This window comes from Pantoea sp. FN0307, assembly GCF_050113815.1.
Classification (GTDB): Bacteria; Pseudomonadota; Gammaproteobacteria; order Enterobacterales; family Enterobacteriaceae; genus Mixta; species Mixta alhagi.
Genome location: NZ_JBNJSO010000002.1, coordinates 157,163 through 171,087, shown reverse-complemented (window position 1 = coordinate 171,087; position 13,925 = coordinate 157,163). Strand labels below are relative to the sequence as shown.

General features: G+C 55.4%; 11 protein-coding genes and 4 tRNA genes. 8 read left to right on the top strand and 7 right to left on the bottom strand.

The genetic code is table 11. The features are described 5' to 3' along the window. Nucleotides 1–223: 223 nt before the first annotated feature. Nucleotides 224–595 carry a hypothetical protein gene (locus ACQE3Z_RS08265; RefSeq protein WP_426973246.1) on the top strand — a complete coding sequence of 124 codons (372 nt, stop codon included), beginning with the start codon at nucleotides 224–226 and terminating at the stop codon, nucleotides 593–595. A 312-nt stretch (nucleotides 596–907) separates the two neighbouring features. Here the strand turns inward: ACQE3Z_RS08265 and ACQE3Z_RS08260 are convergent. The 5 genes from ACQE3Z_RS08260 to orn form a co-directional block, all read right to left on the bottom strand. Next, nucleotides 908–983 (bottom strand) — tRNA-Gly (locus tag ACQE3Z_RS08260). A gap of 149 nt (nucleotides 984–1,132) precedes the next feature. Then, nucleotides 1,133–1,208: transfer RNA gene (locus ACQE3Z_RS08255), tRNA-Gly, on the bottom strand. 148 nt (nucleotides 1,209–1,356) lie between these two features. After that, a tRNA-Gly gene (locus ACQE3Z_RS08250) sits at nucleotides 1,357–1,432 on the bottom strand. 147 nt (nucleotides 1,433–1,579) lie between these two features. Further along, nucleotides 1,580–1,655 (bottom strand) — tRNA-Gly (locus ACQE3Z_RS08245). 150 nt (nucleotides 1,656–1,805) lie between these two features. Further along, on the bottom strand, nucleotides 1,806–2,348 hold the full coding sequence (orn, locus tag ACQE3Z_RS08240) for an oligoribonuclease (protein ID WP_250650972.1): 543 nt from the start codon (nucleotides 2,346–2,348) through the stop codon (nucleotides 1,806–1,808). Nucleotides 2,349–2,506: 158 nt separating this feature from the next. Between orn and rsgA the strand changes: the two genes are divergently transcribed. From rsgA to mscM, 3 genes are all read left to right on the top strand, one after another. Continuing rightward, nucleotides 2,507–3,562, top strand: coding sequence for a small ribosomal subunit biogenesis GTPase RsgA (gene rsgA, locus ACQE3Z_RS08235; protein ID WP_426973245.1), 1,056 nt, complete (start codon nucleotides 2,507–2,509; stop codon nucleotides 3,560–3,562). 104 nt (nucleotides 3,563–3,666) lie between these two features. After that, nucleotides 3,667–4,566, top strand: coding sequence for an archaetidylserine decarboxylase (asd, locus tag ACQE3Z_RS08230; RefSeq protein WP_426973243.1), 900 nt, complete (start codon nucleotides 3,667–3,669; stop codon nucleotides 4,564–4,566). A 9-nt stretch (nucleotides 4,567–4,575) separates the two neighbouring features. Continuing rightward, nucleotides 4,576–7,902 (top strand): miniconductance mechanosensitive channel MscM, encoded by a 3,327-nt coding sequence (mscM, locus tag ACQE3Z_RS08225; RefSeq protein WP_426973242.1) that lies wholly within the window; start codon nucleotides 4,576–4,578, stop codon nucleotides 7,900–7,902. A gap of 53 nt (nucleotides 7,903–7,955) precedes the next feature. Here the strand turns inward: mscM and epmA are convergent, their stop codons facing one another. Continuing rightward, a complete protein-coding gene (epmA, locus tag ACQE3Z_RS08220; RefSeq protein WP_085069850.1) occupies nucleotides 7,956–8,933 on the bottom strand; it encodes an elongation factor P--(R)-beta-lysine ligase in 978 nt (325 codons plus the stop codon). A 210-nt stretch (nucleotides 8,934–9,143) separates the two neighbouring features. Between epmA and frdA the strand changes: the two genes are divergently transcribed. The 4 genes from frdA to frdD are packed head-to-tail and all read left to right on the top strand — an operon-like array spanning nucleotide 9,144 to nucleotide 12,431. Then, nucleotides 9,144–10,934, top strand: a complete 1,791-nt coding sequence (gene frdA / locus ACQE3Z_RS08215; RefSeq protein WP_426973241.1) for a fumarate reductase (quinol) flavoprotein subunit — start codon at nucleotides 9,144–9,146, stop codon at nucleotides 10,932–10,934. After that, on the top strand, nucleotides 10,927–11,661 hold the full coding sequence (locus ACQE3Z_RS08210) for a succinate dehydrogenase/fumarate reductase iron-sulfur subunit (protein ID WP_250650978.1): 735 nt from the start codon (nucleotides 10,927–10,929) through the stop codon (nucleotides 11,659–11,661). Before frdA ends, ACQE3Z_RS08210 begins: the two co-directional genes overlap by 8 nt. 10 nt (nucleotides 11,662–11,671) lie before the next feature. Then, nucleotides 11,672–12,067, top strand: coding sequence for a fumarate reductase subunit FrdC (frdC, locus tag ACQE3Z_RS08205; protein ID WP_426973240.1), 396 nt, complete (start codon nucleotides 11,672–11,674; stop codon nucleotides 12,065–12,067). A 10-nt stretch (nucleotides 12,068–12,077) separates the two neighbouring features. Beyond that, entirely contained in the window at nucleotides 12,078–12,431 is a 354-nt protein-coding gene (gene frdD, locus ACQE3Z_RS08200; RefSeq protein ID WP_426973239.1) for a fumarate reductase subunit FrdD, read from the top strand. Nucleotides 12,432–12,435: 4 nt separating this feature from the next. On the opposite strand, the gene ACQE3Z_RS08195 is transcribed toward frdD, so the two are convergent. Continuing rightward, nucleotides 12,436–13,884 (bottom strand): flagellin, encoded by a 1,449-nt coding sequence (locus ACQE3Z_RS08195; RefSeq protein ID WP_426973237.1) that lies wholly within the window; start codon nucleotides 13,882–13,884, stop codon nucleotides 12,436–12,438. Between the last annotated feature and the right edge of the window lie 41 nt (nucleotides 13,885–13,925).

The following is a 13,925-nucleotide window of genomic DNA, read 5'->3' as shown; positions in this document are numbered from 1 at the left end:
TATTTCAAATGGTTATCAGAATATTGTAAGCAAACAATAATGGCTTCATGCAAGCGAAGAGAAACCTATCCTGTGGATAAGTCTGTTTAAACAGATTTGACTTCTGGTGTTGTGTCTTGTGTGACGCCGCTTACCGCTGTGGATAACATTTACACCTTATGAACGAGAAAACCATCATTCTTATAGCAAGGATAGTGAGTAGCCTGATACCCTTTCACTGCGAATGAATCTCACCCAAAAGCGGCGGTATGGCACTAGTGAAATTGAATCCGCGCCCTTCGCTGGCACTGAAGAGGGCACGGATTATGGACGTATTGCCAGGCAAATACAAGCCCTTTTCCCTGGCAATATTCAACCCGCCATTTTTTCCATTGCCAGGCAGGAGATCCCTTATTACTCCAGGATACTTCCGTTAAAAAAATGCCTGTATCACAATAAAATATCAGCCTTTAAAAATTACTTTTTCCTCTTCGCTATGGATACGTTCTCCACTTTCCTGACTGAATTCGCCGTTGATGTTGTGGTCTTTTTGCCGTTGAAAAGCCCCGGACGACTGAATGATCCCATGCTGGTTACAGCAGAGGTGTTTGGCTGAACCGTCGGTCAGGATCTGGCGAGCCGTCCAGAATCCCTTCTTGCTGGCTGCGTGACAGCCGGTTTGCCTGAAGACGGCTGCGCTGGCTTAAGGGACAATCAGTGCGCAAACGGTATGTTCTATGCGATGGATGCGGCCGGGTTAACGCATAACGTTTTTCAGCGCCATGCAACGGCAGCAAAAAGAGACGTGAGATGTGCTAAAACGGATGAAATCGTACAGGAGAAACGGTGACGGAAACACAACGACAAAACAGAGATAAAATAATAGCAGGGAAGATAAGGATAAAAGGAGGTAAACCGATGATGAAACTGGAGCGGGAAACGAGACTCGAACTCGCGACCCCGACCTTGGCAAGGTCGTGCTCTACCAACTGAGCTATTCCCGCATAATCTTTTTCTTCAGGCTGTGCTGGCTCTCTTCACTCACCCCGGTTGCTTACTTTAGTAAGCTCCTGGCGGTTCGTTTCGTTACCGTTTTGCTGCAACCCAAAATCCTGACCAGGATATGTTGTGTTTTTTCAACACCTTTCAAATTTGGAGCGGGAAACGAGACTCGAACTCGCGACCCCGACCTTGGCAAGGTCGTGCTCTACCAACTGAGCTATTCCCGCATAATCTTTTTCTTCAGGCTGTACCGGCTCTCTTCACTTACCACAGGCGCTGACTTCAGTAAGTTTCTGAGGTTTGATCCGTAGCCGCCTTGCTGCAATCCAAAACCTTGACCAGGATACGTTGTGTTTTTTCAACACCTTTCAAATTTGGAGCGGGAAACGAGACTCGAACTCGCGACCCCGACCTTGGCAAGGTCGTGCTCTACCAACTGAGCTATTCCCGCATAATCTTTCTTTTCAGGCTGCGCTGGCTCTCTTCACTCACTCCGGTTGCTTACTTCAGTAAGCTCCTGAGTTCGTTCCGTTGCCGTTTTGCTGCGACCCAAAATCCTGACCAGGATACGTTGTGTTTTTTCAACACCCTTCAAATTTGGAGCGGGAAACGAGACTCGAACTCGCGACCCCGACCTTGGCAAGGTCGTGCTCTACCAACTGAGCTATTCCCGCCTGCGTAGCCGATTAAAATCTTCATCGGTACGGGGAGCGCATTATACGAGAAAACTTTTGCCCTGCAAGCCCTTGAGGGCAAAAATTTGCGCTTTCGATGCATTTGCTGATTTTAGCGGCAAAACGCCGCTTTTTTAGCCTATCCTGGCGCTACAGCTGTAAAAAATGGCTGCGGTAGTAGGCCAGTTCCGCTACTGATTCACGGATGTCGTCCAGCGCCTGATGGGTGCCTGCTTTTTTAAAGCCCGCCAGAATTTCGGGCTTCCAGCGTCGCGCCAGCTCTTTCAGCGTGCTGACATCCAGATAACGATAGTGGAAATAGGCTTCCAGCTCCGGCATATATTTAAACAGGAAGCGACGATCCTGCCCAATGCTGTTGCCGCAAATCGGCGAAGCGTTAGCAGGCACCCACTGACGCAGAAACTCAAGCGTAGCCAGCTCCGCCTCGCGATCGCCATATTCACTTGCTTTGACGCGCTCCACCAGCCCGCTTTGCGTATGAGTGCGCACATTCCATTCATCCATCAGCGCCAGTTGTTCCGCGCTCTGATGTACTGCCAGCACTGGCCCTTCCGCCAGGATATTTAAATTGGCATCCGTTACCAGCGTCGCAATTTCAATAATACGATCGCGTTCCGGATCCAGCCCGGTCATTTCCAGGTCGATCCAGATAAGGTTGTTTTCATTTCCCATGTTTTATCCCGCAGTTGGCAGTCTCAGTCTGGTTTATCAGGCTGAACGGCAAGAGACCGCGCAAAGCCGCGCCGCGTCGCTCGCCGTAATTCAGCCCACGGTGTATCATAGACGTTTTGCCTGACAAGGCGAAACCGTCGGAATCCCTGTGAGGAAGAGTGAGTAAAAATAAACTGTCTAAAGGCCAGCAGCGTCGCGTTAACGCCAACCACGAACGTCGATTAAAACAGCGTGCGGATAAGCCTGAACCAGATGACAGCCTGTTTGGTGAAGCGCAGGACGGCATTGTCATTAGCCGCTTCGGCATGCATGCGGACGTGGAAGATAGCGCGGGCGAGGTTCACCGCTGCAATATTCGCCGCACCATTCGCTCTCTGGTTACCGGCGATCGTGTTCTCTGGCGTCCTGGCGTTGAAGGCGGCGCAACGGTAAAAGGCATTGTTGAAGCGGTACATGAGCGTCGTACGGTGCTGACGCGTCCCGATTTTTATGACGGCGTCAAACCCATTGCGGCCAATATTGATCAGATTATTATTGTTTCCGCTATCGTGCCTGAACTGTCGCTGAATATTATCGATCGCTATCTGGTCGCCAGTGAAACGCTCGGTATTGAACCGGTGCTGGTGCTGAATAAAACCGATCTGCTGGATGATAAAGGCCGCGCTTTTGTCAATGAGCAGATGGATATTTATCGCCATATCGGCTATCGCGTGCTGATGGTTTCCAGCTATGAAAAATCGGGTCTTGCCGATCTTGAAGCCGCGTTAACCGGTCAGATAAGTATTTTCGCCGGTCAGTCAGGCGTGGGGAAATCGAGCCTGCTTAACGCGCTGCTCGGTCTGGAATTGATCGACCAAACGATCCTGACCAATGATGTCTCTGACGTCTCCGGATTAGGCCAGCACACCACCACCGCCGCGCGCCTGTACCATTTCCCGCATGGCGGCGACGTGATTGATTCGCCCGGCGTGCGCGAGTTCGGCCTGTGGCATCTGGAGCCGGAACAAATTACTCAGGGTTTTATCGAGTTTCGTGCATTTTTAGGCGGCTGCAAATTCCGTGACTGCAAGCATGATAACGATCCCGGCTGCGCCATCCGTGAAGCCGTGGAAAACGGGATGATTCATGCATCCCGCTTCGAAAATTATCACCGCATTCTGGAGAGCATGGCGCAGGTAAAAACGCGTAAAAACTTTGGTAACAGCGAAGACTAATGCTGCAATTATGGCATCATCGGCGCGTTAGCCTAAACGGGCTGTCGCTGCTACAATTCGCCCCCTTTTTCTTCAACGTCGTGTGATTAAGCCAGGAGGCTAACGTGTTGGATTCAATTAAACTCGGCCTGAATCATCTGCTCCCTAAAAAGTGGCTCACCGAGCTGGCTGGCTGGGCGGCTGGCAAACGTGCCGGTTGGCTGACTAAAGCAGTGATCGATATCTTTGTCTGGTTCTACCGGGTCGATATGTCCGAAGCGCAAAAGCCAGATACCGCCAGCTATCGTACCTTCAATGACTTTTTTGTCCGTCCGCTGCGCGATGAAGCGCGTCCGATTGATGCCGATCCGAACCTGCTGGTGTTGCCGGCCGACGGCGCCATCAGCCAGTTAGGCCATATTGAAGGCGAAACCATTTTCCAGGCAAAAGGCCACTACTATTCCCTGGAAGCGCTGCTGGCAGGCGATCGTCAGATGGCGGCTCAGTTCCGCGACGGCGAATTCGCCACTATTTATCTTGCACCGCGTGATTACCACCGCGTACATATGCCCTGCAACGGTATCCTGCGCGAAATGATTTACGTGCCGGGCGATCTCTATTCAGTAAATCCACTTACTGCCCGTAATATTCCCAACCTGTTTGCCCGTAACGAACGCGTTGTCTGCTATTTCGATACCGAGTTTGGCCCGATGGTGCAGATTCTGGTTGGCGCTACCATTGTCGGCAGTATTGAAACCGCGTGGGCGGGCACCATTACGCCGCCGCGTGAAGGGGTGATTAAACGCTGGAGCTGGCCGGGTGCCGATGCAGAAGGCGCGGTAGTGCTGCTGAAAGGTCAGGAAATGGGTCGCTTCAAGCTTGGCTCAACCGTTATTAATCTGTTCGCACCGGGTCGCATTAAGCTGGCAGAAAGTCTGGAGGCTGAAAGCAAAACGCGTCTTGGCCAGCCGATGGCTATGGCTCTGGCGCGTACCGATGCGGAAACCGTTTTACATCACCAATAAGACTCTAGCGTGCGCCTGATTCTCTGTTTTCTTTTTTTCTCGCTTTTCACCCTGTCCGCCTTCGCTGCCAGCGCACCCGATGCGGCGCTGGTGCGCCAGGAGCTGGAGCTGGCGAAATCCGCCCGCTCCACGCCTGCTCAGGCTGAAGTGATACAAACGCTGGAATCAGCGTTGAGCTTTCTTGAAGCCCGCAACGAGTCGCTGGAGCGGGCAAAGCAATATCAGCAAGTCATTGATGATTTTCCTAAACTGGCGCGTGAACTGCGCCAGCAGCTTGCCGGTCTGAACGATAGTGCGCGCTCGCTACGCAACGGGATGAGCAGCGCTGAGCTGGAGCAGGAGATCCTGCAAATCAGCAGCCAGCTGCTGGAGGAAGGGCGTCAGGCGCAGCAGGAGCAGGATCGCGCCAGAGAGATCAGTGATTCGCTTGGTCAGCTACCGCAGCAGCAAACCGAAGCGCGGCGTGCGCTAAGCGAAAGCGATCGCGCCCTGCAGGCCCCTTCTGCCGCATCGGGCGCTCTCGCTCACGCACAAAGTTATGCAAGCCAGGCGGAGTCGGCGGCCTTAAAAGCGCGCGTTGACGAATTAGAGCTGGCACAGCTGTCGGCGAACAATCGCCAGGAGCTGGCGCGCATGCGCGCCGAAGTGCATCAGAAAAAAGCGGAGCAGCTGGATGATTACCTGCAGGCACTGCGTAATCAGTTAAACAGTCTGCGCCAGCATGAAGCGGAGCTGGCGCTGGCGCGTACCGAACAACTGGCGGAAAACAGCGGCGATCTGCCAGCATCTATCACCGAGCAGTTTCATGTTAACCGTGAGCTTTCCGCCGCGCTCAATCAGCAGGCCCAACGCCTTGATCTAATTGCTTCGCAACAGCGGCAGGCCACCAACCAAACCATTCAGGTACGTCAGGCGCTCAGCACTATTCGCGAGCAGTCGCAGTGGCTTGGCGCGTCTAATTTACTTGGCGAGGCGCTGCGCGCCCAGGTGGCGCGCCTGCCGGAAATGCCGATTTCACAGCAGCTGGATAGTGAGATGGGGCAGCTACGGGTACAGCGCCTGCATTATGAAGACTTGCTCAGTCAGCAGCAGCAGTTGCGCCAGCTGAAGCAGGAAAACGGCCAGCCGCTGACCAGTGAGCAGAACCGTATTCTTGATGCTCAGATCAAAACCCAGCGGGAGCTGCTCGGCTCGCTGATTTCCGGCTGCGACACCCTGATTCTGGAAGTTACCAAGCTGAAGGTCGCCAACAGCCAGCTGGAGGATGCACTGGGTGAAATCAAAGAGGCCGCCCACCGCTATCTTTTCTGGACCGCCGATGTCAATCCTCTGAGCCTGAGCTACCCGCTGGAAGTGGCGCGTGACCTGACCAGGCTGCTGTCGCTGGATACGCTGGGCCAGCTGGGCGGCGCGCTGATGATGATGATAACCAATCGTGAAACGGTGTTGCCGATTCTGGGCGCCGTGCTGCTGGTTGGCTTCAGCATCAGCTCGCGCCGTCATTACAACGCTTTTCTGGCGCGCTCCGCCAGCCGCGTGGGCAAAGTAACGCAGGATCATTTCACCCTGACGCTGCGCACCGTTTTCTGGTCCATTCTGGTTGCCCTGCCCCTGCCGGTACTGTGGGCCGCCTTTGGTTTTGGTCTGCAACATGCCTGGCCTTATCCGGTGGCGGTCGCCATTGGCGATGGCGTCACCGCCACGCTGCCGCTGCTGTGGGCCTTTATGATCAGCGCCGCCTTTGCGCGTTCGAACGGCTTATTTATCGTTCATTTCCGCTGGCCGCAGCTGCGGGTCGCACGCGCGATGCGCTACTACTCGCTCTCTATCGGTCTGATGGTTCCGCTGATTATGTTACTGATCACCTTCGCAAATCTGGAGGATCGCCAGTTTTCCGCCACGCTGGGACGACTGTGCTTTATTCTGATCTGTGGGGCGCTGAGCCTGGTTACGGTCAGCCTGAAACGCGCCGGTATTCCGCTCTGGCTGGATAATGAAGGCAGCGGTGATAACGTTCTTAACCGGATCTTCTGGAATATCCTGATCTGTATTCCGCTGGCGGCGGCACTCGCCTCCTGCACCGGCTACCTGGCTACGGCCCAGGCGCTGCTGGCGCGGCTGGAAACCTCCGTCGCCATCTGGTTCCTGCTGCTGGTGATTTACCATATTATTCGCCGCTGGATGCTGATTCAGCGCCGCCGCATCGCCTTTGATCGCGCGCGTCAGCGTCGTGCTGAAATGCTGGCACAACGCGCGCGCGGTGAAGAAGAAACCACCGCACAAACGGCGGACGCCGTCGAGATTGACGAACCGGTGATCGATCTGGATGCCATTAGCGCGCAGTCGCTGCGTCTGGTGCGTTCGATACTGACGCTGATAGCGCTGCTCTCGGTAATAGTACTGTGGTCTGAAATCCATTCAGCCTTCGCTTTCCTGGAGAATATTCGCCTGTGGGACGTCAGTAGTACGGTACAGGGCGTGGAGAGCCTGCATCCGATTACGCTGGGCTCGGTGCTGATCGCGATTCTGATCTTTATTGTAACCACGCAGCTGGTGCGTAACATGCCCGCTCTGCTGGAGCTGGCGCTGTTACAGCATCTTAACCTGACGCCCGGCACCGGCTACGCCATTACCACGCTGACCAAATACCTGCTGCTGCTGATTGGCGGCCTGATGGGCTTCTCCATGATCGGTATTGAGTGGTCGAAACTGCAGTGGCTGGTGGCGGCGCTGGGTGTAGGGCTGGGATTCGGCCTGCAGGAGATATTCGCCAACTTTATTTCCGGCCTGATTATTCTGTTTGAAAAGCCGATTCGCATTGGCGATACGGTGACTATCCGCGATCTCACCGGCAGCATTACGCGCATTAATACGCGTGCAACCACCATTACCGACTGGGATCGCAAAGAGATTATCGTGCCGAATAAGGCGTTTATTACCGAGCAGTTTGTTAACTGGTCGCTTTCTGACTCGGTAACGCGCGTGGTGCTTACCGTGCCTGCGCCAGCGGGCGTAGACAGCGAACAGGTTACGACGATTTTGCAACGCGCCTGCGAACGCTGTTCCTATGTGCTGGATACGCCCGTGCCGGAAGTGTTTCTGGTGGATTTGCAGCAGGGGATCCAGCTGTTTGAGCTACGTATTCACGCGGCGGAGATGGTACATCGTATGCCGCTGCGTCATGAGCTGCATCAGCTGATCCTGAAGGGCTTTCGTGAGCACGATATTGAGATGCCGTTCCCGCCATTCCAGGTACGTATGGAGACGGCGGCGAAGCGGAATCCAGCCAGTAACGGCTCACCCGCCTCGCATACCTTTAAATCGGGCGGGCTGTAGTCGATCGCTGGCTTAACGGCAGGCGGCGTTAAACGCACGCCTGCCGGATGGGTTTAACAGCGGTCAACCGGGAAAGCGATCACTTCGCTCAGGGATTCCGCCTTCAGCGCCAGCATTACCAGACGATCAACGCCAAGCGCGACGCCAGAACAGGCGGGCATGCCATGTTCCAGCGCGGCCAGCAGATTGTTGTCAATCGGCTGCTGCGGCAGGCCTCGCGCGGCGCGACGACGGTTATCCTGTTCAAAGCGCTGACGCTGTTCGCGCGCATCGGTCAGTTCACGGAAGCCGTTCGCCAGCTCGATCCCTTTGAAATAGACTTCAAACCGCTCCGCGACACGATGGTCCTCGGTGCTGATTTCCGCCAGCGCAGCCTGCGTTGCCGGGAAATGGTAAATAAAGGTGGGTTTATCCTGACCAATCTTTGTTTCCACGCCCAACATAAACAGCAGTTGCAGCAGCGTGTCGCGATCCTCTTCGGCATTCGCTAAATCGCCTACGCCCAGCTTCTCGGCTACTTCACGCAGCTGTGCCTTATCCGCCGAGAGCGGATCAATCTCCAGATGACGGATAAACGCCTGCTGATAAGAGAGCGATTCCGCCGGCTGGCACTCCAGCACCTGCTGTAGCAAATCGTCTACCTCATTCATCAGGCGGTACATATCATAATGCGGGCGATACCACTCCAGCATAGTGAACTCCGGATTATGGTGACGTCCCGCTTCTTCATTACGGAAACTGCGGCCCATCTGGTAGATCGGCCCGCTGCCTGCCGCCAGCAGACGCTTCATATGATATTCCGGGCTGGTCATTAACCAGAGATCTAACCCCTGCGAAGCGCCGGGTCCGACAAAACGGGTCTGGAAGGTGACCAGATGAATATCGGTTACCGTTGCCTGACTCATTGCCGGGGTTTCCACCTCCAGTACGCCGCGATCGGCAAAGAAACGTCGAATTTCCGCAAGGATTTTCGCGCGTTTCAACAGGTTAGAGATGGGTGCGCTCGGCTGCCAGCTTGCCGTCTCGCTCATGGGGTTTACTCCTCAGTCAAACAAGGGGATGCAGTCTACTCGTATCATGGTTATCAAACAAATATCGGCTGATAAATCCAACAAACTTTATTCCGCCGGACCAGGCCGGCTTTCCCACCGTAATACCTGAACAGGTCAATTTTGCGCCTCTCCAGGTGGCATATACTTCCTACCCCAAAAGAGTTATCAAACATTCGACGGGAGGTCACCGTGCAGAGCATTCAGGCCGATTTGGTGGTTGTCGGCGCGGGCGGCGCGGGTTTGCGAGCGGCGATTGCCGCTGCCGTTGCGCAACCGCAGCTGTCCATTGCCCTTGTGTCAAAAGTCTATCCTATGCGTAGCCATACCGTGGCTGCCGAAGGGGGCTCCGCCGCCGTTACCCAGCAGCATGACAGTTTTGATGCCCATTTCCACGACACGGTTGCTGGCGGCGACTGGCTGTGCGAGCAGGATGTCGTGGATTACTTTGTACAGCACTGTCCGCAGGAGATGATCCAGCTGGAACAATGGGGCTGCCCATGGAGCCGCAAACAGGACGGTACGGTTAACGTGCGTCGCTTCGGCGGCATGAAAATCGAGCGTACCTGGTTTGCCGCTGATAAAACCGGCTTTCATATGCTGCATACGCTGTTTCAGACCTCGCTGAAATATCCTCAAATTCGCCGCTTCGATGAGCACTTTGTCCTGGATCTGCTGGTGGATGAGGAGCGTGTCGGCGGTCTGGTGGCACTGAATATGATGGAAGGCACGCTGGTCACGCTGCGCGCCAACGCCGTAGTGCTGGCCACCGGCGGTGCCGGACGTGTCTACCGCTATAACACCAACGGCAGCATCGTTACCGGTGACGGCATGGGCATGGCGCTGCGTCACGGCGTTCCCCTGCGCGACATGGAGTTTGTGCAGTACCACCCTACCGGCCTGCCTGGCTCCGGCATCTTAATGACGGAAGGCTGCCGTGGCGAAGGCGGAATTCTGGTGAATAAGGATGGCTATCGCTATCTGCAGGATTACGGCCTGGGGCCGGAAACGCCGCCCGGCCAGCCCAAAAACAAATATATGGAGCTGGGGCCGCGCGATAAAGTGTCGCAGGCGTTCTGGCATGAGTGGCAGGCGGGCCGCACCCTCTCCAGCCCGCGCGGCGAAGTGGTTCATCTCGATCTGCGTCATCTCGGTGCCAGGAAACTGCATGAGCGGCTGCCTTTTATCTGTGAGCTGAGCAAAGCCTACGTTGGCGTGGATCCGGTTACCGCCCCGATTCCGGTACGTCCGACGGCGCACTACACCATGGGCGGCATTGAAACCGACGCGCGCGGCGAAACGCGTATCAATGGGCTGTTTGCCGCCGGAGAGTGTGCCGCCATCGGCCTGCATGGTGCTAACCGGCTTGGATCTAACTCGCTGGCGGAGCTGGTGGTGTTTGGGCGTCTGGCTGGCGAACAGGCGGCGGAACGGGCTCTGGAGAATCCTGCCAGCAGCGAGCGGGCGTTAACCGCGCAGGCGAAAGATGTGGAACAGCGCCTGCTGGCGCGTGTTAATCAGCCAGGCACAGAGCGCTGGTCCGCGCTGCGTGATGAGATGGGCCGCAGTATGGAACTGGGCTGCGGGATTTATCGCACCCCTGAGCTGATGCAGCAGACGATCGATACGCTGGCGGATTTAAAAGCGCGCTACCAGCGCCTGCATATCAGCGACAGCAGCAGCGTTTTCAATACGGAACTGCTTTACAGCCTTGAGCTGGAGCATAGCCTGAACGTAGCCGAATGTATGGCGCATGCGGCGATGCATCGCAAAGAGTCCCGCGGCGCTCATCAGCGGCTGGATGAGGGCTGCCGACAGCGCGACGATCAAAATTATCTGTATCATACGCTGACCTTCTTTAACGCCGATGGCGCGCCGCGCATCGAAACCTCCCCGGTAACCATTACCCGCCTGCCGCCTGCCCAGCGCTTATATGGCGCACAGGCGGACGCCGCGCAGGCGCAGGAGACGCCTCATGAATAAACAGCCGACTCTGAATATCACTCTCCAGCGCTATAACCCGGAACAGGACGTTAAACCGCATGATGAACACTTTGCGGTGCCATGGGATGAACAAACCTCGTTACTGGATGCGCTGGGTTATATCAAAGATAACCTGGCGTTGGACTTGGCCTGGCGCTGGTCATGCCGCATGGCGATTTGCGGCTCCTGCGGCATGATGGTTAACGGTATTCCTAAACTCGCCTGTAAAACCTTTTTGCGTGATTACCCGGAGGGCCTGCGCATTGCACCGCTGGCTAATTTCCCGGTTGAGCGCGATTTAGTGGTGGATATGAGCCACTTTATCGCCAGCCTGGAGGCGATTAAGCCGTACATTATTGGCAATCCACGCGTTCCGGCGCAGGGCGCCAACCGGCAAACCCCGGCGCAGATGGCGCGCTATCATCAGTTTTCCGGCTGTATTAATTGCGGCCTGTGCTATGCCGCTTGCCCGCAGTTTGCCCTTAATCCGCAGTTCATCGGCCCGGCCGTTATCGCCCTGGCGCATCGCTACAATCTGGACAGCCGCGATCGCGGCAAGGCTGAACGTATGCCGCTGTTAAACGGCGACAATGGCGTCTGGCCCTGTACCTTTGTTGGCTTTTGCTCTGAAGTCTGCCCTAAACATGTCGATCCGGCTGCGGCTATCCAGCAGGGCAAGGTGGCTAGCGCCAAAGATTATCTGATCGCCCGATTGAAACCGCACTAAGGAGCTGTGAATGATAAGTAAACGCAAACCTTATCTGGCGCCGGTATCAACCAACTGGTGGCGGCAGCTGGCTTTTTATCGCTTTTATATGCTGCGTGAAGGCACCGCTCTGCCTGCGCTATGGTTTAGCCTGGAACTGATTTTCGGCCTCTATGCCCTGAAGGGAGGCCCTGAATCCTGGGCGAGCTTTGTGGATTTTCTCCAGCATCCGGCGATATTGCTGTTCAACCTGGCGACGCTGGCCGCCGCGCTGCTGCACAGCAAAACCTGGTTTGGGCTGGCGCCCAGGGCAGCCATTGTGATGGTGAAAGGTGAAAAGCTGAAGCCGCAGCCGATTATTTTCGCTCTGTGGATCGTCACTCTGCTGGTAACGCTGACAGCACTGTGGCTGGCTCTGGCGCAATAAGGAGGAAACAATGCAACAACCACAACGATCGGATGAGCCGCTGTTTTGGGGATTGTTTAGCGCGGGAGGAATGTGGGCGGCTGTGGTATCGCCGGTTGCGGTTCTGCTGATTGGTCTGCTGTTGCCGCTGGGCTGGTGGCCGGAGGACGCGCTAAGCTATGAGCGTATTCGGCAGTTTGCCGCTACCATGCCCGGTCGCGGGCTGATTTTGCTGACGATCGTCCTGCCGTTATGGTGCGCGCTGCATCGCCTGCATCATGGCGCGCACGATCTTCAGTTTTCTATTCCCGCCAGCAAATGGTGGTTCTATGGGCTGGCGGCGATCCTTACGGTGGTGGCCGCTATCGGCGTTTTAACGCTGTAAGCCGTTATTTCAACAACGACAGCATCATCTGCGGCTGCTGGTTCGCCTGGATCAGCACCGCATTGCTGGCCTGCTGGATAATCTGCGCTTTCGTCAGATTACTGGCTTCCAGCGCATAGTCTGCATCCATAATGCGGCTGCGCGCTGCGGTGGTCGCCTGCGTTTGCGCGGAGAGCGTTGCCCGGGTTGATTCCAGACTATTTATCGTGCTGCCATATTCGCCACGATAGCCGCTAACGGTTTGCAGCGCCGTATCCAGCGCGCCCAGCGCTCTTGTCGCCTCTTCTTTTGGATTAAGGCGCGTCGCTGCCAGTCCTAACGAGGCGCTATCGGAAGGCGTCGGCGGGATGGTTTTGGTTTGCAAATCGTCGCCAAAATTGGCGCTGGTTACAATTTGCGTGGGGGTACTGACCTTGACCGGTTCTGCGGGCGTATAGGTCGGCGTCGGCATATTTCCCCAGGTCATACGCGCCGCAAAAGAGCCGTTGCCCACCACCATGATCAGCAGGTCTTCGGTCACGTTATCAATCGCGATATTTTCCCGTGAATTGCCGGTGGAAACGGTGCCATCGTTGTAGCCGCCGGTGCTGGCATCTTCATAACGATCACCATCGCCGCTATAGGTAATGGTCATACCATTATAATTCTGAGTAGCGCTGCCGTTGATGTTATAGCTGCTGCCACCCTGCGACAAAAGAGAGTCATCATAGCTGGCGCCTGGCAAAAAGCCATTCGCTTCGGTAATCACGCTGCTGTCAGCCTGGGCCGCGCTGGAAACCCCTTTGCTGAGCCAGGTGGAATCAGCATCGCTGCCCTGCAGCGCCGTGCCGGTCAGATGTTTGCCGTCACGGGTAAAAATCTGGATATCGTCATCGTATGAGTAAGAGTCGATGCGCAAATTAATATTGGTTGCGCCCGCCGGAATATAAGTCAGTGAAACGATCCCGGACGTAAAACTATAGTTGGAGCCCGGCACTGGAAATTTACTGTTTGCCGACGACACATTGCCCAGCTTCAGCGGCAGTTCCGCCTGCGCCGGAGCCAGCGGATACTTACCGAAAATTTCTGTGTTACCGGCGATCTGATCGATAGTGTCGCTGATTTGCTGAAACTCATCCTGCAAACTTTGGCGATCGCTGTCAGATAACGCATCGTTCACCGAACGGATTGCCAGCTCTTTCGCACGGATCAACAGCTGGGAAATAGAGTCCAGTCCGCCGTCAGCGGTTTCCGACAGGCTGATGCCATCATCCAGCCCACGGCCAATAACCTTATCGGCACCAAGATTGGCAGTCATACGATTAGCAATTGCCTGACCGGCAGCATCATCTTTCGCGTTATTAATACGTAGTCCCGATGAAAGTCGTGCAATAGTCTGACTAAGCTGTGAGGCGTCCTTTGCCTGATTTTTCAGCACATTGGCTGATAACAGATTGGTGTTAATGGTCGCCATGATAAGAAATTCTTCACTGACTGTTATTAGAGTAGAAAGGT